This is a genomic window from Pseudomonas sp. 20P_3.2_Bac5, from assembly GCF_025466035.1.
In the GTDB taxonomy this organism is placed as follows: Bacteria; Pseudomonadota; Gammaproteobacteria; order Pseudomonadales; family Pseudomonadaceae; genus Aquipseudomonas.
The window spans coordinates 53,035-71,257 of sequence record NZ_JANLOA010000133.1; the positions used below are offsets into that span (position 1 = coordinate 53,035).

The 18,223-nt window shown below is 61.3% G+C and carries 20 protein-coding genes; 18 read left to right on the top strand and 2 right to left on the bottom strand.

Going from position 1 to position 18,223, the window contains the following annotated elements:
- The first annotated feature begins 42 nt into the window (after positions 1 to 42).
- The 7 genes from NTD88_RS26600 to murB are packed head-to-tail and all read left to right on the top strand — an operon-like array spanning position 43 to position 4,581.
- Positions 43 to 681 carry a MotA/TolQ/ExbB proton channel family protein gene (locus tag NTD88_RS26600; protein WP_175653649.1) on the top strand — a complete coding sequence of 213 codons (639 nt, stop codon included), beginning with the start codon at positions 43 to 45 and terminating at the stop codon, positions 679 to 681.
- Positions 678 to 1,109 (top strand): ExbD/TolR family protein, encoded by a 432-nt coding sequence (locus NTD88_RS26605; protein WP_095155603.1) that lies wholly within the window; start codon positions 678 to 680, stop codon positions 1,107 to 1,109. Before NTD88_RS26600 ends, NTD88_RS26605 begins: the two co-directional genes overlap by 4 nt.
- Positions 1,109 to 2,116: a tetraacyldisaccharide 4'-kinase gene (gene lpxK / locus NTD88_RS26610; protein ID WP_262155422.1), complete on the top strand. Its 1,008-nt coding sequence runs from the start codon at positions 1,109 to 1,111 to the stop codon at positions 2,114 to 2,116. The genes NTD88_RS26605 and lpxK overlap by 1 nt, the downstream gene beginning before the upstream one ends.
- 38 nt (positions 2,117 to 2,154) lie before the next feature.
- Positions 2,155 to 2,340, top strand: a complete 186-nt coding sequence (locus NTD88_RS26615; RefSeq protein WP_028633616.1) for a Trm112 family protein — start codon at positions 2,155 to 2,157, stop codon at positions 2,338 to 2,340.
- Positions 2,337 to 3,101 carry a 3-deoxy-manno-octulosonate cytidylyltransferase gene (gene kdsB / locus NTD88_RS26620; RefSeq protein WP_262155420.1) on the top strand — a complete coding sequence of 255 codons (765 nt, stop codon included), beginning with the start codon at positions 2,337 to 2,339 and terminating at the stop codon, positions 3,099 to 3,101. Before NTD88_RS26615 ends, kdsB begins: the two co-directional genes overlap by 4 nt.
- Positions 3,101 to 3,565 carry a low molecular weight protein-tyrosine-phosphatase gene (locus NTD88_RS26625; RefSeq protein ID WP_262155419.1) on the top strand — a complete coding sequence of 155 codons (465 nt, stop codon included), beginning with the start codon at positions 3,101 to 3,103 and terminating at the stop codon, positions 3,563 to 3,565. Before kdsB ends, NTD88_RS26625 begins: the two co-directional genes overlap by 1 nt.
- On the top strand, positions 3,562 to 4,581 hold the full coding sequence (murB, locus tag NTD88_RS26630; RefSeq protein ID WP_095155607.1) for a UDP-N-acetylmuramate dehydrogenase: 1,020 nt from the start codon (positions 3,562 to 3,564) through the stop codon (positions 4,579 to 4,581). The genes NTD88_RS26625 and murB overlap by 4 nt, the downstream gene beginning before the upstream one ends.
- 100 nt (positions 4,582 to 4,681) lie before the next feature.
- Here murB and rne read toward each other — a convergent pair whose 3' ends face one another.
- Entirely contained in the window at positions 4,682 to 7,900 is a 3,219-nt protein-coding gene (gene rne / locus NTD88_RS26635) for a ribonuclease E (RefSeq protein ID WP_262128069.1), read from the bottom strand.
- Positions 7,901 to 8,641: 741 nt separating this feature from the next.
- Here rne and rluC point away from each other — a divergent pair.
- From rluC to NTD88_RS26650, 3 genes are read left to right on the top strand one after another with little or no spacing between them, the layout of a single operon-like run.
- Positions 8,642 to 9,598, top strand: a complete 957-nt coding sequence (gene rluC / locus NTD88_RS26640; RefSeq protein ID WP_095155725.1) for a 23S rRNA pseudouridine(955/2504/2580) synthase RluC — start codon at positions 8,642 to 8,644, stop codon at positions 9,596 to 9,598.
- Complete coding sequence (locus NTD88_RS26645) at positions 9,588 to 10,268, top strand: HAD-IA family hydrolase (RefSeq protein ID WP_095155609.1); 681 nt, start codon at positions 9,588 to 9,590, stop codon at positions 10,266 to 10,268. The genes rluC and NTD88_RS26645 overlap by 11 nt, the downstream gene beginning before the upstream one ends.
- Positions 10,269 to 10,270: 2 nt before the next feature.
- Positions 10,271 to 11,254: a S49 family peptidase gene (locus NTD88_RS26650; RefSeq protein ID WP_262155418.1), complete on the top strand. Its 984-nt coding sequence runs from the start codon at positions 10,271 to 10,273 to the stop codon at positions 11,252 to 11,254.
- Positions 11,255 to 11,304: 50 nt separating this feature from the next.
- On the opposite strand, the gene NTD88_RS26655 is transcribed toward NTD88_RS26650, so the two are convergent.
- Positions 11,305 to 11,883, bottom strand: a complete 579-nt coding sequence (locus tag NTD88_RS26655; RefSeq protein ID WP_095155611.1) for a Maf family protein — start codon at positions 11,881 to 11,883, stop codon at positions 11,305 to 11,307.
- A gap of 183 nt (positions 11,884 to 12,066) precedes the next feature.
- On the opposite strand from NTD88_RS26655, the gene NTD88_RS26660 reads away from it, so the two are divergent.
- The 8 genes from NTD88_RS26660 (at position 12,067) to pabC (ending at position 18,221) form a co-directional block, all read left to right on the top strand.
- Positions 12,067 to 12,594, top strand: a complete 528-nt coding sequence (locus tag NTD88_RS26660) for a YceD family protein (RefSeq protein ID WP_095155612.1) — start codon at positions 12,067 to 12,069, stop codon at positions 12,592 to 12,594.
- Between the two features lie 13 nt (positions 12,595 to 12,607).
- Positions 12,608 to 12,790, top strand: coding sequence for a 50S ribosomal protein L32 (rpmF, locus tag NTD88_RS26665; protein ID WP_010447173.1), 183 nt, complete (start codon positions 12,608 to 12,610; stop codon positions 12,788 to 12,790).
- A gap of 3 nt (positions 12,791 to 12,793) precedes the next feature.
- Entirely contained in the window at positions 12,794 to 13,804 is a 1,011-nt protein-coding gene (gene plsX / locus NTD88_RS26670) for a phosphate acyltransferase PlsX (RefSeq protein WP_095155613.1), read from the top strand.
- Between the two features lie 125 nt (positions 13,805 to 13,929).
- Entirely contained in the window at positions 13,930 to 14,868 is a 939-nt protein-coding gene (gene fabD, locus NTD88_RS26675) for an ACP S-malonyltransferase (RefSeq protein WP_095155614.1), read from the top strand.
- Between the two features lie 15 nt (positions 14,869 to 14,883).
- Entirely contained in the window at positions 14,884 to 15,624 is a 741-nt protein-coding gene (gene fabG / locus NTD88_RS26680) for a 3-oxoacyl-ACP reductase FabG (protein WP_095155615.1), read from the top strand.
- A gap of 195 nt (positions 15,625 to 15,819) precedes the next feature.
- Complete coding sequence (acpP, locus tag NTD88_RS26685; RefSeq protein WP_010223225.1) at positions 15,820 to 16,056, top strand: acyl carrier protein; 237 nt, start codon at positions 15,820 to 15,822, stop codon at positions 16,054 to 16,056.
- A gap of 105 nt (positions 16,057 to 16,161) precedes the next feature.
- Positions 16,162 to 17,406 (top strand): beta-ketoacyl-ACP synthase II, encoded by a 1,245-nt coding sequence (gene fabF / locus NTD88_RS26690; RefSeq protein WP_095155616.1) that lies wholly within the window; start codon positions 16,162 to 16,164, stop codon positions 17,404 to 17,406.
- Entirely contained in the window at positions 17,406 to 18,221 is an 816-nt protein-coding gene (gene pabC, locus NTD88_RS26695; protein WP_262155416.1) for an aminodeoxychorismate lyase, read from the top strand. The genes fabF and pabC overlap by 1 nt, the downstream gene beginning before the upstream one ends.
- Positions 18,222 to 18,223: the final 2 nt, after the last annotated feature.

Sequence of the window (18,223 nt, forward strand, 5' to 3'; positions counted from 1 at the left end):
CCTATGGTAGAGTGCAGAACTTTTTCCGAGGGGGTCCTTAAAGTGTGGGAATTGGTCAAGTCCGGTGGTTGGATGATGCTGCCGATCATTCTGAGTTCCATCGCTGCCATGGCTATCGTTGCCGAACGCCTGTGGACCCTGCGCGCCAGTCGCGTCACGCCGCCACACCTGCTGGGGCAGGTCTGGCGCTGGATCAAGGACAAGCAGCTCAACACTGAAAAGCTCAAGGCGCTGCGTGCCGATTCGCCGTTGGGCGAGATCCTCGCCGCAGGCCTGGCCAACTCCCGTCATGGTCGCGAGATCATGAAAGAGTGCATTGAGGAGGCTGCTGCCCGGGTCATCCATGAACTGGAGCGCTACATCAACGCCCTCGGCACCATCGCCGCGATGGCGCCGTTGCTGGGTCTGCTCGGCACCGTGCTGGGCATGATCGATATCTTCAGTTCGTTCATGGGCTCCGGCATGACCACCAATGCCGCAGTTCTCGCTGGCGGTATCTCCAAGGCACTGATCACCACGGCTGCGGGCCTGATGGTCGGTATTCCTGCGGTGTTCTTCCACCGTTTCCTGCAGCGCCGGATCGATGAACTGGTGGTCGGGATGGAGCAGGAAGCGATCAAGCTGGTCGAGGTGGTGCAGGGCGACCGTGACGTTGATCTGGCTGCCGGGAGCAAGGCGTGAAATTTCGGCGCAAGCAACGCGAGAACGTTGATATCAACCTGGCTTCGTTGATCGATGTGGTCTTCATCCTGTTGCTGTTCTTCGTCGTGACTACCACCTTCACCCGCGAAACCCAGTTGCGCGTGGAGCTGCCAGAGGCCGCGAGCGGTGCGCCGGTGCCGGACTCCGAGCAGAAGCTGGTGGAAATCACCATCAGCGCCGAAGGCGTTTATTCGGTGAACAACCACCTGCTGCCCAAGAGCGACCTGGCAACCCTGACCGAAGCGCTGCAAAAAGAAGCGGGTGGTGACACCAAGTTGCCGCTGGCGATCAGCGCCGATGGCAAGACACCGCACCAGGCCGTGGTGACTGCAATGGACGCGGCCGGCAAGCTCGGCTTCAGCCACCTGCGCATGACCACGGTCGAGGCTGCGCCGGGGACGCCCTGATGGCTTTCGCCGATCGCCTGCTGGAGGCCTGGTATAAAGGCCATCCACTGCTTGCGCTGTTGTCCCCGCTGGAAGCGCTATACCGCAAGGTGGTGCGCGGCAAGCGCGAGCGTTTTCTGGCGGGGCAGGGTGATATCTACCGCGCGCCCGTGCCGGTGCTGGTGGTGGGCAACATCACCGTAGGCGGCACCGGCAAGACCCCGCTGATTCTCTTTCTGATCGAGCATTGTCGCCAGCGCGGCCTGCGCGTTGGCGTCGTCAGCCGTGGCTACGGCGCCACGCCGCCACAGTTGCCCTGGCGGGTACGCGCCGACCAGCCGGCCAGTCAGGCCGGTGACGAGCCGCTGTTGATCGTCCAGCGCAGCGGCGTACCGCTGATGATCGACCCGGACCGTTCGCAAGCGGTGCGTGCGCTGCTTGAGGCCGAGCCGCTGGACCTGATTCTCTGCGACGACGGCCTGCAGCACTATCGCCTGGCTCGCGACCTGGAACTGGTGCTGATCGATGCTGCCCGCGGTCTCGGTAATCGCCGTTGTCTGCCTGCGGGACCATTGCGTGAACCGGTCGAGCGTCTGCAAGAGGTCGATGCGCTGCTCTACAACGGGGCTGCGGCAGATCGCGAAGACGGTTTCGCGTTCACTCTCCAGCCCACCGCGCTGGTCAACCTGAGCAGCGGCGAGCGCCGCCCGCTGGATCACTTCCCCGCTGGCCAGGCGTTGCATGCCGTGGCTGGCATCGGTAACCCGCAACGTTTCTTCAATACCTTGCAGGGACTAAACTGGCAGCCTGTGCCGCATCCCTTCGCCGATCACGCCGCCTTCAGCCCGGAAGCCCTGAGCTTCAGTCCGACGCTGCCGGTGGTGATGACCGAGAAGGATGCTGTGAAATGCCGCAGTTTCGCCGCGCCGGACTGGTGGTACCTTGCCGTCGACGCACAGCCGTCGCCGGCTTTCGTGCGTTGGCTCGATGAGCAACTGGCGCGCCTGCTGCCGGCCCGGCAGCCCTGATTCTTTTCTGTTTCCGGCCACACGCCTGAGGACTTTCCATGGACACCAAACTGCTCGATATCCTCGCTTGCCCGATCACCAAAGGCCCCCTCAAGCTCAGCGCCGACAAGACCGAGCTGATCAGCAAGGGCGCCGGCCTGGCCTATCCGGTTCGGGACGGCATTCCGGTGATGCTAGAAAGCGAAGCCCGTACCCTTACTGATGACGAGCGCCTGGACAAATGAGCGTTGCCTTCACTGTCGTTATCCCGGCCCGCCTGCGCTCGACACGCCTGCCAGGCAAGCCGTTGCTGCCCATCGCCGGCAAGCCGATGGTCCAGCATGTCTGGGAGCAGGCGCGTAAAAGCAGTGCCGCCCGGGTGGTCATCGCCACCGACGATCCCGGCATTGTCGAGGCCTGCAAGGCCTTCGGTGCCGAGGTGCTGCTGACCCGTGAAGACCATGAGTCCGGCACCGACCGCCTGGCCGAAGTGGCCGCCGCCCTGGGCCTGCCGGCCGATGCCATCGTGGTCAACGTTCAGGGTGACGAGCCGCTGATCCCGCCCTCGATCATCGACCAGGTGGCGGCCAACCTGGCCGAGCATCCGGAGGCAGGCATCGCCACCCTCGGCGAGCCTATCGAAGACGTCGAGTCGCTGTTCAACCCCAACGTGGTCAAGGTGGTCGCCGACTGCAACGGCCTGGCCCTGACTTTCAGTCGGGCGCCGTTGCCCTGGGCTCGCGATGCCTTCGCCAAGAGCCGTGACCGCTTGCCTGAAGGCGTGCCTTATCGTCGCCACATCGGCATGTACGCCTACCGCGCGGGTTTCTTGCAGGACTTCGTGGGTTGGGGCCCGTGCTGGCTGGAGAAGGCCGAGGCACTGGAACAACTGCGAGCGCTTTGGCATGGCGTGCGGATTCATGTGGCCGATGCCCTGGAAGCGCCGCCTGTTGGCGTTGATACCCCGGAAGACCTGGAGCGCGTGCGGCGCTTGCTGGAGGCTTGATGCGCGTTCTGTTCGTTTGCCTCGGCAATATCTGCCGCTCGCCGACCGCCGAAGGTGTACTGCGTCATCAATTGACGGAAGCCGGGCTTGCCGATGTGATCGAAGTTGCCTCGGCCGGGACCGGTGACTGGCATGTCGGCAAGCAGCCCGACAGCCGCACCCGCCGTGCCGCGCAACTGCGCGGTTACGATCTGTCCAGCCAGCGTGCGCAGCAGGTCCGCGTCGAGCACTTCAACGAGTACGACCTGATCCTGGCCATGGACAAGAGCAATCTTGCCAACCTGCAGAGCCTGCGGCCTGGGCACGCGAGTGCTGAGCTGGACCTGTTCCTGCGTCGTTACGACGGCGCTATCGATGAAGTTCCGGATCCTTACTACGGCGGCGAACAGGGCTTCGAGCAGGTGCTCGACCTGATCGAGACGGCGTGCCGAGGGCTGGTTATCGAATTGAAGGGGCGTCTATGAGCGCGGCCGTGCAATCTCAGGTCTCCCTCAAACCGTTCAACAGCTTCGGTATCGAGGTGAAGGCGCGTTACTTCGCCCAAGCCCGCAGCGATGACGACGTTCGTGGTTTGCTGGCCTATGCCGGCGAGCACCAATTGCCCGTGATGGTGATTGGCGGTGGCAGTAACCTGCTGCTGACTCAGGACATTCCGGCGCTGGTGGTGCGGATGGACAGTTCCGGTATCCGGCTGCTGTCCGACGATGCCGGGCGGGTGGTGGTTGAGGCGGAAGCGGGCGAGCCCTGGCATCCGTTCGTGCAGTGGACGCTGGCGCATGGTCTGGTCGGGCTGGAGAATTTGAGCCTGATTCCGGGGACCGTGGGTGCGGCGCCGATGCAGAACATTGGCGCCTATGGCGTCGAAATCAAGGATGTCTTCGCCGGCCTGACCGCGCTGGACCGCCAGACCGGCGAGTTGCGCGACTTTAGCCTGGAAGAGTGCGACTTCGCTTATCGCGACAGCTACTTCAAGCGTAACCCGGGGCGTTGGGTGATTTTGCGGGTGCGCTTCGCGCTGGGCCGCAACGCGCCGCTGCATCTGGATTACGGGCCTGTACGTCAGCGTCTCAGCGAGCACGGCATCGAACAGCCGAGCGCGCAGCAGGTCAGCGACGCCATCTGCAGCATTCGCCGGGAGAAACTGCCGGATCCGGCGCAGTTGGGCAACGCCGGGAGCTTTTTCAAGAACCCGGTGATCAGTGCTGAACTGGCGGCGCGTATTCGTCTGGATCAACCGAGCCTGGTGGCTTATCCACAGGCTGATGGCCAGGTGAAGCTGGCTGCGGGCTGGTTGATCGAAACGGCGGGCTGGAAGGGGTATCGCGATGGCGATGCTGGTGTGCACCAGTTGCAGGCGCTGGTGCTGGTCAATCATGGTCAAGCCAGCGGCTCGCAGTTGCATGAGCTGGCCCGGAAGATCCAGGCTGATATCTTCAAGCGCTTTGGTGTCGAGCTGGAGATGGAGCCGAATCTGTACTGAGGCTTTTGGGCGCGGAGGGCTTGATGCTCCGCGCTTTTTTCAAGGCTGAATAAAAAAGCCCCGCCAGCTTTCACTGGCGGGGCTTTTTATTGCCTTGGCGTTAGAACAGTGGCTTCTGTTCTTCCGTGGTTTCCAGGGTCTTCGGAGCTGGCGCTTCAACCGCGTCGGCAGGCGTTTCTTCCTGCTGGGTCGGAGCCTCGACAACCGGTTCGGCCTCGGCAACAACTACCTCGGCAGCGACCGCGGCGCTGGCCGCAGCAGCAGCGGCTGCTTCGGCTTCACGCTTGCGGCGACGCACTTCACGAGGGTCGTTAGGTGCACGGCCATTCGCCAGGGTTGCTACCGGTGCTTCGGTTTCGGCTGGCTGTTCTGCCGGCACTTCCTCGGCAACAACGGCTGGGGCCGCCGGAGCTGGGGTTTCTACCGGAGCGGGTTCAGCAGCAACCGGCTCGACCACCACTACTGGCTCCTGAACTTCAGGTTGCACAGCGGCGACTGGCTCGGCCTCGACAGGTGCAGGCACCTCGACAGGGGCTTCGACTGGCTGTGGTGCAGCTTCGACGACCTCAACAACCGGAGCGGCAGTCGGCTCGACAACTTCGACTACGGCGACGGGTTGCTCGACGACCGGCGCGATGCTGGTTTCGACCGCTTCGGCAGCAGGCTGGACCGCTTCGGCAACTTCTGCGATTTCAGTTTGCAGGGAGGTTGCTTCGACTGGCTTGACCGCTTCTTCAACTACAGCAGTAGCGCGCTCGGCTTGCTCGTTGGCTTGCGCCTCGGCGTTGGCGCTGATGTTGCTGGTCGCTACCGCGGCCGTTACGGCCAGGCCGGCAGCCAGTTCGGCGCCGGTAGGCTCCAGGTCTTCGTCGGTGCCATCTTCGCTGCCTTCCACGACGTTGCCATTGGCATCGCGCTGGCGCTCACGACGATTGCTGCGACGACGCTGACCGCGGGAGCGGCGACGTGGACGTTCGCCTTCGGCGCCTTCCTGGTTATCGTCCTGCAGCAGTTCTTCGTTTGGCAGTTGCTCTTCAGCAGCCTCTTCTACCTGCTCGGCAGGGCGTGGCTGACGCTCTTCACGCGGTGGACGCGGCTGGCGCTCCTCGCGGGGTGCACGTTCTTCGCGGGGGGCGCGTTCTTCACGAGGTGCACGCTCTTCACGTGGAGCGCGTTCCTCACGAGGTGCACGCTCTTCGCGCGGTGCGCGCTCTTCACGTGGTGCACGTTCTTCACGCGGCTGGCGCTCTTCGCGTGGCGCACGCTCAGGACGTTCTTCACGAACGGCAGGGGTGGCATCCAGTGGCTCGCGCAGTTCGCGGACCGGACGGTCTTCGCGAGGACGACGCTCTTCACGCGGTGGACGCGGCTGGCGTTCTTCGCGTGGGGCACGAGGTGCGCGCTCTTCGCGGTTCTGCACTTCCTCGCGAGGCTGACGCTCTTCACGTGGGGCGCGTTCCGCACGCTCTTCGCGTGGCTTGCGATCTTCGTCGCGACGACCGTTGCGGTTGCGGCTCTGCTGGCGACCGTTGCGACGCTCTTCGTTGCGCTGCGGGCGCTCGGCGGCAGGCTTCTCGGCAGCAGCAGGTGCGCTGACAGGCTCATCTTTGCCGGCGAACAGGCTGACCAGCGATTTCACCAGGCCCTTGAACAGGCTTGGTTCCGGTGCGACATGCACAGGGGCCGGAGCAGGTTGCTCGTCAGCGGCCGGTACCGGGGCGTTGGCGCGGGCCGGGGCAGTCTTGACCGCAGCTTCCTGGCGAACCAGGGTGCGGGTCGCGGCGGCTGGCTGAACTTCTTCAACCTCGGCAGCGGCGATTTCGTAGCTGGACTGGCCAGTCAGGGCTTCCGGGTTGTCATCGCGCAGACGCTGGACTTCGAAGTGCGGCGTCTCGAGGTGATCGTTCGGCAGGATGATGATGCGGGCGCGAGTACGCAGTTCGATCTTGGTGATCGAGTTGCGTTTTTCGTTGAGCAGGAAGGCGGCGACCGGAATCGGGACCTGGGCGCGGACTTCGGCGGTGCGGTCCTTCAGGGCTTCTTCTTCGATCAGGCGCAGGATGGCCAGCGACAGGGACTCGACGTCACGGATGATGCCGGTGCCACTGCAACGTGGGCAAACGATGCCGCTGCTCTCGCCGAGGGAAGGGCGCAGGCGCTGACGGGACATTTCCAGCAGGCCGAAGCGCGAGATGCGACCGACCTGAACGCGAGCGCGGTCGGCTTCGAGGCATTCGCGGACTTTTTCTTCGACGGCACGCTGGTTCTTGGCCGGCGTCATGTCGATGAAGTCGATGACGATCAGGCCGCCGATGTCACGCAGACGCAGTTGGCGGGCGATTTCCTCGGCCGCCTCCAGGTTGGTCTGCAGCGCGGTTTCCTCGATGTCGCTGCCCTTGGTGGCGCGCGCCGAGTTGATGTCGATGGAAACCAGGGCTTCGGTCGGGTCGATCACGATCGAGCCACCGGACGGCAGGTCGACTACGCGCTGGAAGGCGGTTTCGATCTGGCTTTCGATCTGGAAGCGGTTGAACAGCGGAACGCTGTCTTCGTACAGCTTGATCTTGCTGGCGTACTGCGGCATGACCTGGCGGATGAAGGTCAGGGCTTCTTCCTGGGCATCGATGCTGTCGATCAGCACTTCGCCGATGTCCTGGCGCAGGTAGTCGCGGATGGCGCGGATGATGACGTTGCTTTCCTGGTAGATCAGGAATGGCGCGGAGCGGTCTTGCGAAGCTTCCTTGATCGCGGTCCAGAGTTGCAGCAGGTAATCCAGGTCCCATTGCATCTCTTCGCTGCTGCGGCCAAGGCCGGCGGTGCGAACGATCAGGCCCATGTCGGCAGGGGCTACCAGGCCGTTGAGGGCCTCGCGCAGTTCATTGCGCTCTTCGCCTTCGATGCGGCGGGAGATACCGCCGGCACGCGGGTTGTTCGGCATCAGGACCAGATAGCGGCCAGCGAGGCTGATGAAGGTGGTCAGGGCGGCGCCCTTGTTGCCACGCTCTTCTTTCTCGACCTGGACGATGACTTCCTGGCCTTCGCTCAGCACTTCCTTGATGTTCACCCGGCCTTCGGGCGACTTCTTGAAGTACTCGCGGGAAATTTCTTTCAGGGGCAGGAAACCATGACGCTCGGAGCCGAAGTCGACGAAAGCGGCTTCGAGGCTGGGTTCGATACGGGTAATCCGGCCTTTGTAGATGTTGGCCTTCTTCTGCTCGCGGGCACCGGACTCGATGTCCAGGTCGTAGAGGCGTTGGCCGTCTACCAGAGCAACGCGCAACTCTTCGGGTTGAGTCGCGTTAATCAGCATTCTTTTCATGTAATACCGTCGGTTTCCGGGCTGCCGGAAACGGCGTTCGGCACACACGACTTCTTCACGGTCGGTGTCAGGTGCGTCAGGGGTGGCGAACCATCCCGTGTCCAGCGGTATTCGGTCGACTGATATCCAGTGCTCACGAAACCGCGACGACGCTTCCTGCTTGCTGTGGTGTCATGCACTCAGTCAGGAGGAGGAATCAGCCTTCGGCCATGGACGCCCGGGGGCATCTCGATCAAGACCAGGTCCTGTCGCGGAGCCAGGGGCCCGCGGGTTGGACGCGGTACTACACGGTCCGACGGTTGTGCATCTCCACCCTACACGTATCCCTGAAAGTCGGGTGCTGCCGCGCGCTGAATCCGCAACGGGTTGCATTTATCGCCGGCTCAATTCGGGAGCCCGCGCATTTTCATGGCTAAGGCTGGTATTTCCGAAGTATTCGCCATGACTGCGTGGAAGCGTTGGCACTGAAGGAGTGGCATCGAAAAAAAACGGGGTGGGAGGGTCAAATACCGCTCTTATTGTTTTTTATCGGTCTTCTCTCATCGGTGCTGGTGGCGATTCCAGGCATTTCTGTAAACTGGCGAAAGCCCCGTCGGACGGCCTCGCGTCCTCAAGAATTGCGTAGGTCAGGGCAGGCTTGAAGCCATTGGTCCGCTGGCCAGCCGCTTTTGGCGGCGTTCGCGACTATAGCAGCAATCATTAAGTGCTTCAAATCCATAAAAAATTGTTATGATCCCGCAAATGACGACCAATACCCCCCCGGCTTCCAGTGTTCAACTGATTGAAGTCGCGCCGGAACTTGCCGGCCAGCGCATCGATAATTTCCTCATCAACGTCCTCAAGGGCGTTCCCAAGACCTTGATTTACCGCATTGTGCGTAAAGGCGAGGTGCGGGTTAACAAAGGTCGGATCAAGCCTGAATACAAGCTGCAGGCCGGCGATGTTGTCCGTGTCCCGCCCGTTCGTCTGCCTGAGCGCGACGCACCGGTTCCGGTAGCTCAGGGCCTGTTGCAGCGACTGGAAGCCGCCATTGTCTACGAAGACAAGGCGCTGATCGTGCTCAACAAGCCGGCCGGCATCGCCGTGCATGGTGGTAGCGGCCTGAACTTTGGCGTGATCGAAGCATTCCGGCAGTTGCGTCCTGACACCAAGGAGCTGGAGCTGGTCCATCGCCTGGACCGTGACACCTCCGGGCTGTTGATGATCGCCAAGAAGCGCAGCATGTTGCGCCATCTGCATACTGCGTTGCGCGGCGACGGCATCGACAAACGGTATATGGCTCTGGTTCGCGGACACTGGGCGACCGCCAAGAAGCAGGTCAATGCTCCGTTGCTCAAGAGCAACCTGCGCTCCGGGGAGCGGATGGTCGAGGTCAATGAAGAAGGCAAGGAGGCGCTGACGATCTTCCGCGTCCTGCGCCGTTTCGGTGATTTCGCAACCATGGTCGAGGCTCGCCCCATCACGGGTCGGACCCACCAGATCCGGGTGCATGCCTTGCACGCCGGGCACTGCATCGCTGGCGACAGCAAATACGGCGACGAAGACTTCACGCGGGAAATCCGCGAGCTGGGTGGCAAGCGTCTGTTCCTGCATGCTTATGCCCTTACCGTGCCGCTGCCGGATGGTGGTGAGCTGAAGCTTGAGGCGCCGGTGGATGAAATGTGGTCCCAGACCGTGGAGCGACTGAGTGCAGCGTGATTACGATCTGCTGATTTTCGATTGGGACGGCACGCTGGCCGACTCGATCGGTCGCATTGTCGAGGCGATGCACGCTGCCGCGCAGCGTGCGGGCTATCCATTGTGCGAGGGCGACGCGGTCAAGGGCATCATTGGTCTGGCGCTGCCTGAGGCGATCAGCACGCTGTACCCCGAGTTGGTGGAGGCCGAAGTCATGGCATTCCGTCAGCACTACGCCGATATCTACATGGCTCTGGATGACCAGCCTTCGCCGCTGTTTCCCGGTGTTATCGAGGCGCTGGACGCTTTTCGCGCCGAGGGCTACCGTCTGGCAGTGGCTACCGGCAAGGCCCGGCGGGGGCTGGATCGAGTGCTGCGGGCCAATGGCTGGGAGGATTTCTTCGATATCACCCGCGCTGCCGATGAGAGTCGGGGCAAGCCTGATCCGTTGATGCTGCAGGAAATTCTCGATCATTGCCGAGTCCCCGCGTCCCGTGCCTTGATGGTCGGGGACTCTTCGTTCGACCTGCTCATGGCGCAAAACGCCGGGATGCACTCGGTGGCGGTGGGTTATGGGGCAATGTCGCTGGAAGCGCTGAGCGTTTATGAACCGCAGTTGTCTATCGAACACTTCTCACAGTTGCAGGCCTGGCTTGGTCGGGTTGCTGCACCGGAACTCCAGGGTAGGTAAGCATGGTCGATGAGTGGAAGGCGCCTCGCGAAGAGCAGAGCGAAGATGGCAAAAGCTGGAAGTTGCTGGAGAAAACCCTGCTGGCCGGTGTGCAGGAGCAGCGCCGAGCGCGGCGTTGGGGGATATTTTTCAAGCTGCTGACCTTTCTCTACCTGTTCGGCCTCCTGTTCCTGCTGACGCCGTTGATGGATATGGAGAAGGGGGCGGTTGGTGGTTCCGGGCATACCGCGCTGGTGGAATTGCGTGGTGTGATTGCCGATCAGGAAGAAGCCAGTGCTGACAACCTCATTGCCAGCCTGCGCGCGGCCTTCAAGGATCCCAAGACCAAAGCTGTGGTCATGCGTATCAACAGTCCTGGTGGTAGCCCGGTACAGTCCGGTTACGTCTACGACGAGATTCGTCGCCTGCGCGGCGAGTATCCCGATATCAAGCTTTATGCGGTCATCACCGACCTGGGCGCCTCCGGTGCTTACTACATCGCCAGTGCGGCTGATCAGATCTATGCCGACAAGGCCAGTCTCGTCGGTTCGATCGGTGTGACGGCTGCCGGTTACGGATTTGTCGGGACCATGGAAAAGCTCGGTGTCGAGCGGCGGACTTACACGGCAGGGGAGCACAAGGCGTTCCTTGACCCGTTCCAACCGCAGAAGCCCGAAGAGACGGCGTTCTGGCAGAGTGTGCTGGAAACCACTCACAAGCAGTTCATCGCCAGCGTGAAGCAGGGCCGTGGCGAGCGCCTGAAAGACAAGGAGCACCCTGAGCTGTTCAGCGGGTTGATCTGGTCTGGCGAGCAGGCCGTAGGCCTGGGCCTGGTAGATGCCTTGGGTAGTGCGGGCTATGTGGCGCGGGATGTCGTGGGCGAAAAGGATCTGGTGGACTTTACCGTCAAGGAGTCGCCGTTTGATCGCTTTTCCAAGCGTCTGGGTGCCAGCGTTGCTGAGCACCTGGCCGTGTGGATGGGCTTCCAGGGTCCGACGCTGCGCTGATTGTTGGTGCGATGAAAAAGCCGGTCCTGAGGGGCCGGCTTTTTATTGGGTCAAGGGATGCTGACGCCTTCTTTTATAAGCATGTCCACCAGGCGGATCAGTGGCAGGCCGATCAGGCTGGTGGCGTCGCTGCCGTGGGTGCTCTGGAACAGGCTCACGCCCAGGCCTTCGCACTTGAAGCTTCCTGCGCAATCGTAGGGCGTCTCGATGTGCAGGTAGCGCTCGATGCGCGCCAGGTCAAGCTCACGCATGTGCACGGTGAAGGGCACGCAGTCGACCTGGCATTCCCCGCTATCGCTGTTGAGTAGAGCGACGCCAGTCAGGAAGGTGACATGGTTTCCGCTGGCAGCAAGCAGTTGTTCGCAGGCTTTGTCGAAGGTGTGCGGCTTGCCGAGGATCTGTTCGCCGAGGACCGCCACTTGATCGGAGCCGATGATCAGGTGTGTGGGATAGCGCTGGGCCAGGGCGTGTGCCTTTTCCCGGGCGAGGCGCTTGACCAGCTCAACGGCAGGTTCTTCGTCCAGGCGGCGCTCGTCGATGTCTGGCGAGGCCCAGTCGAAGGGCAGTTGCAGGCGCGCCAGCAATTCGCGCCTGTAAGGGGAGCTGGAAGCCAGTATCAAGGGCAGCATGAGTTACTCCAGTGCAGATTGGCCGATTCAGGGCTCTGTACGAAATGCATCCGAACTCGCCCCATGCTGCGTTGAAAACAGGCCTGGCCTTCGCTCGAATGCATTTCGTACAGATCCTAACATGTTGAACTGGGCTGAATTTCCTTTGACAGGGGCGGGGGGCATCCCTAGAATGCTGCGCCTATGTTGAATGACCCGATTCCACCTCACGTTGACCCGCGCAAATTGGCCGATCGTGGCGTTTCCATCCAAGGAAACGTAACGCTTGCCAGTTTGGAGAGACTCTGCGACCCGCTTTCCGACAATGTCGGTACGGTGCAGGCCAAATTCGATTTTGAACGAGACGAGCAGAACTCGGTGGTTGTACACACCGACTTGAACGTCGAGGTCAAGATGGTTTGCCAGCGTTGTCTTGAGCTGGTCACCCTGCCGATCCACAGCGAATGTACTTACGTTGTGGTGAAGGAGGGTGCGAATACCCAGTCGTTGCCGAAAGGTTATGACGTGCTGGAACTGGGCGAGGATCCTTTGGATCTGCAGGCATTGATCGAGGAAGAGCTTCTGCTCGCCTTGCCCATTGTGCCTGCTCATCATCCGGAAGAATGCCAGCAGCCGGCGGGCGCCGATGAGCCCGAATCGAGCGAGGACGAGGTAACGCGGTCCAACCCGTTCAGTGTATTGGCGCAGTTAAAGCGTGACCCAAACGTTTAGGAGTTAATCAATTATGGCTGTTCAGCAGAACAAAAAATCCCGCTCTGCCCGTGACATGCGCCGTTCGCACGACGCCCTCGAGGCCAGCGCACTGTCCGTAGAAAAAACCACCGGTGAAGTTCACCTGCGCCACCACGTTTCGCCAGAAGGCGTATACCGTGGTCGTAAAGTGATCGACAAGGGCGCTGACGAGTAATCCTTGTCCGCTCAGATCATTGCGGTTGATGCAATGGGCGGGGACTTCGGTCCCCGCAGCATTGTTCAGGCGAGTCTTGCTTGCCTTTCTGCTACACCCTCGCTTCACCTGACCCTCGTCGGTCAACCCTCTCTTCTTGAAGACCTGATCGTTGGCCAACCGGCTGCGGATCGCGCGCGTCTGCAAATCGTTGCGGCAAGCGAAGTGATCGGCATGGACGAGCGTCCCTCGCAGGCATTGCGTGGCAAGCCCGACTCATCAATGCGCGTGGCCCTCGAATTATTGCGCGATGGCAAGGTGCAGGCCTGTGTCAGTGCCGGGAATACCGGTGCGCTGATGGCGCTTTCACGGTACGTGCTTAAAACGTTGCCGGGTATTGATCGCCCGGCGATGGTGGCGGCGATCCCGACCCAGACTGGTTATTGCCAGTTGCTCGATCTGGGGGCCAATGTCGACTGCAGTGCCGAGCATCTTTATCAGTTCGCGGTAATGGGCTCGGTGGCGGCTCAGGCGTTGGGTATCAGCCGACCGCGCGTGGCGTTGCTCAATATCGGTACGGAAGACATCAAGGGCAACCAGCAGGTCAAGCTTGCGGCGAGCCTTTTGCAGCAGGCGCGCGGCCTCAACTACATCGGTTTTGTCGAGGGTGACGGCCTGTATCGTGGTGAGGCGGATGTGGTGGTGTGTGACGGTTTTGTGGGCAATATTCTGCTCAAGTCCAGCGAAGGGTTGGCGACCATGATCGCCGCGCGTATCGAGGCCTTGTTTCGCGGCGGGATCGCCACGCGGTTGGTGGGGGCGATGGCCATGCCACTGCTCAAGCGCCTGCAGGCCGACCTCGCTCCGGCGCGGCATAATGGCGCAAGTTTTCTCGGGCTGCAGGGTATCGTCATCAAGAGCCACGGTTCGGCCGGCGTCCAGGGCTTTCAAAGTGCGATCCAGCGCGCGCTGATCGAAATCCAGGAGAACCTGCCGCAACGCTTGCACGGGCGTCTCGAGGATCTGTTGCTTTAGGCATTCGCAAGGAAGTGGTTAAATGTGACCGCTTGGTTCTCGTTACCATCCAACGTTCAGTTTCTTGTGTCCAGCTACGGCTGGACACTTAATTTTCGACGACAAGATCACTAGGGGCTTGTTCAATGTCTGCATCCCTCGCATTCGTCTTTCCTGGTCAAGGTTCGCAGTCGCTCGGCATGCTTGCCGAGCTGGGCGCCCAGCACCCGCTGGTCATCGACACCTTCCGTGAGGCCTCCGAGGCTCTGGGCTACGATCTCTGGGCTTTGATCCAGAACGGCCCGGAAGAGCAACTCAATCAAACCGACAAAACCCAGCCCGCCATCCTGACCGCCTCTATCGCCCTGTGGCGTCTGTGGCTGGCTGAAGGTGGTGCGCGTCCTGCTTTTGTCGCGGGCCACAGCCTGGGTGAATACAGTGCCCTGGTCGCCGCCGGCAGCCTGACTTTGGCTGACGCGGTCAGGCTGGTCGAGCGTCGCGGTCAACTGATGCAGGAGGCCGTTCCGGCCGGGCAAGGCGCCATGGCGGCGATTCTTGGTCTGGACGATGCTGATGTTGTCGCCATTTGTGCCGAAGCGGCCCAGGGCGAAGTGGTCAGCGCAGTCAATTTCAACTCGCCAGGCCAGGTTGTCATCGCCGGTGCAAAGGCTGCGGTCGAGCGTGCCATCGAGGGCTGCAAGGCTCGCGGTGCCAAGCGTGCGCTGCCGCTTCCGGTCAGCGTTCCATCGCACTGTGAACTGATGCGTCCGGCTGCCGAGCGCTTTGCCGAATCGGTCAACGCCATCGAGTGGAAAGCTCCCGAGATTCCGGTTGTCCAGAACGTTAGTGCTGGCGTGGCGACCGATCTGGATACCCTCAAGCGTGATCTGCTGGAACAACTCTACAAACCGGTCCGCTGGGTCGAGTGCGTACAGGCGCTGGCCGGCAAGGGCGCGGTGCAATTGGTCGAGTGTGGCCCGGGCAAGGTTCTGGCCGGCCTGAACAAGCGGTGCGCCGATGGCGTAACCACTTACAACCTCAATACCCCGGATGCCGTCGCCGCCGCCCGTGCGGCGCTGGCCTGAATTAGGAGAGCTTGCATGAGTCTGCAAGGTAAAGTTGCATTGGTCACCGGCGCCAGCCGTGGTATTGGTCAAGCCATCGCACTGGAGCTGGGGCGCCAGGGCGCAACCGTCATCGGTACCGCCACTTCCGCTTCGGGTGCAGAGCGCATTGCTGCCACCCTGAAGGAGCACGGCATCACGGGTACCGGGCTGGAACTGAATGTCACCAGCGATGAATCTGTCAGCTCGGTTCTGGCTGCCATTCAGGCGCAGTTCGGTGCGCCGACCATCCTGGTGAACAACGCCGGTATCACCCGCGACAACCTGATGATGCGGATGAAGGACGACGAGTGGTTCGATGTCATCGACACCAACCTCAACAGCCTCTACCGTTTGTCCAAGGGCGTTCTGCGTGGCATGACCAAGGCACGTTGGGGTCGTATCATCAGCATCGGCTCGGTGGTAGGTGCCATGGGTAATGCTGGCCAGGTGAACTATGCTGCGGCCAAGGCCGGCCTGGAAGGCTTCAGCCGTGCGCTGGCTCGCGAAGTCGGTTCCCGCGCCGTCACCGTCAACTCGGTGGCTCCCGGCTTTATCGATACCGACATGACCCGTGAGTTGCCGGAAGCTCAGCGCGAAGCGCTGCAGACGCAAATTCCGCTGGGTCGTCTGGGGCAGGCTGATGAAATCGCGAAAGTGGTTTCGTTCCTGGCATCCGACGGCGCGGCATACGTGACTGGCGCAACCATTCCAGTCAACGGCGGGATGTACATGTAGTCAAATGTGACGGATTGCTTTAAAAAAATGTCATACGAGCTGACTAAAATCCGTTATAAAGCTGCAATCAAATTCTAGGCAGCCGGCAGGTGTCATGTTCGAAGGGCGCTTTACGCTTGAAAAGCAGGCGTCTTTCTATAAACTTACACACCGGCCAGCTGCCTGACATATGTCCATTAGGAGTGAAAACAAGGTATGAGCACCATCGAAGAACGCGTCAAGAAAATCGTCGCCGAGCAACTGGGCGTTAAAGAAGAAGAAGTGAAAAACGAATCTTCTTTCGTAGAAGATCTGGGTGCCGATTCCCTTGATACCGTTGAGCTGGTGATGGCTCTGGAAGAGGAATTCGAGACCGAGATTCCTGACGAAGAAGCTGAAAAGATCACTACTGTTCAAGCTGCTATCGACTACGTCAACAGCCACCAGGCTTAAGACTTTGTAGTCGTTGCTTCTTGTCAGGGAAAAACCGCACTGCCTTTGCTGGCGTGCGGTTTTTTCTTTGCGAGAAATGTAGACATCCAGAATAAGGAGAGTGCTGTGTCGCGTAGACGCGTCGTGGTCACCGGTATGGGTATGCTGTCGCCATTGGGTACCGATGTACCGAGCAGTTGGCAGGGCATTCTGGCTGGCCGCAGTGGCATTGGTCTGATCGAGCATACAGACCTTTCTGCCTACTCCACCCGTTTTGGCGGCTCGGTAAAGGGCTTCGAGGTTGAGCAGTATCTGTCGCTCAAGGAAGCTCGCAAGCTCGATTTGTTCATTCAGTACGGTCTGGCTGCCGGTTTTCAGGCGGTTCGTAACGCCGGCCTGGAAGTTACCGATGCAAACCGTGAGCGTATCGGCGTGGCCATGGGTTCAGGCATCGGTGGCCTGACCAATATCGAAGAAACCAGCCGTACCTTGCATGATCAGGGCCCGCGGCGTATTTCGCCGTTCTTCGTGCCTGGTTCGATCATCAACATGATTTCCGGTTTCCTGTCCATCCACCTGGGTGTGCAGGGGCCTAACTACGCCATTGCCACGGCTTGTACCACGGGTACTCATTGCATTGGCATGGCGGCGCGCAACATCGCTTTCGGCGAAGCTGATGTCATGATTGCCGGCGGTGCCGAGATGGCTGCCTGCGGGCTCGGCATGGGCGGCTTTGGTGCTTCGCGCGCACTGTCGACCCGCAATGACGAGCCGACTCGCGCCAGTCGTCCTTGGGACAAAGGCCGCGACGGTTTCGTACTGTCCGACGGTGCCGGCGCCCTGGTGTTGGAAGAGCTGGAGCACGCCAAGGCTCGAGGCGCAACCATCTACGCCGAGCTGGTCGGTTTCGGCATGAGCGGTGACGCCTACCATATGACTTCGCCGCCCGAAGACGGCGCCGGCGCTGCTCGCTGCATGGCCAATGCCCTGCGTGATGCACGTGTCGACCCGGCTCAGGTCAATTACATCAACGCCCACGGCACGTCGACGCCGGCGGGTGACCTGGCGGAAGTTGCTGCGGTCAAGTCGGTGTTCGGCGAGCACGCCTACAAGCTGGCAGTCAGCTCGACCAAGTCGATGACCGGTCACTTGCTGGGTGCTGCGGGTGCTGTCGAGGCGATCTTCAGTGTCCTGGCGATCAATGGGCAGGTGGCGCCACCGACCATCAACCTGGACGAGCCCGATGTGGGTTGTGACCTGGATTTCGTTCCGCATGAGGCGCGCAACATGCCCATCGATGTGGTGCTGTCCAACTCGTTCGGCTTTGGCGGTACCAACGGTTCGCTGGTGTTCCGCCGGTTCGCGGACTGATGCAAGCCTGGGTCGATGGTCACAGTGCTGATTCCCTGGCGCTGCACAACCGCGGCCTGGCTTACGGCGATGGTCTGTTCGAGACCATCGCTGTCATCGCAGGGCGACCGTCCCTGCTCGAGTATCACCTCGACCGCCTGGCGCTGGGTTGCCAGCGCCTGGCGATCGAGGCCGATCACGCGCTGATTCGTGATGAGCTGTGTCGATACGCCGCCTTGCTTGGCAATGGCGTGCTCAAGCTCATTCTCACCCGGGGTGATAACCAGCGAGGCTACGCCGCCGCCGCAGGTGCGATTCCGCGCCGTATCCTCCAGGGCAATCCTGCCCCCGTATATCCCATCGAGCATGCCGAGCAGGGGGTCCGCCTCTTTGCCTGTCGTACCCGATTGGCCGAGCAGCCTTTGTTGGCGGGTCTCAAGCATCTCAATCGCCTGGAGCAGGTCCTGGCTCGTGCTGAATGGCAGGGCACCGAGTACGCAGAAGGATTGATGCTTGATGTGTCGGGTCGGGTGATCGAAGGGGTCTACAGCAACCTGTTCCTGGTGCGCAACAATGCCCTGCTGACCGCTGACCTGAGTCGCTGCGGTGTCGCCGGGGTGATGCGTGCGGCCTTGCTGGAGGCTGCGGCCGGGGAGAGCGTCGCGGTGAGCGTCACCGACCTGTCGATGGCAGACCTTGAGCAGGCCGATGAAGTGTTCGTCTGCAACAGTGTCTACGGCATCTGGCCGGTGCGTTCATTTGCATCGCTGAACTGGTCGCCGGGGCCTCTCACCCGTAAACTGCAGGCCATTGCCCGTACGCTACTGGATGCCTGATT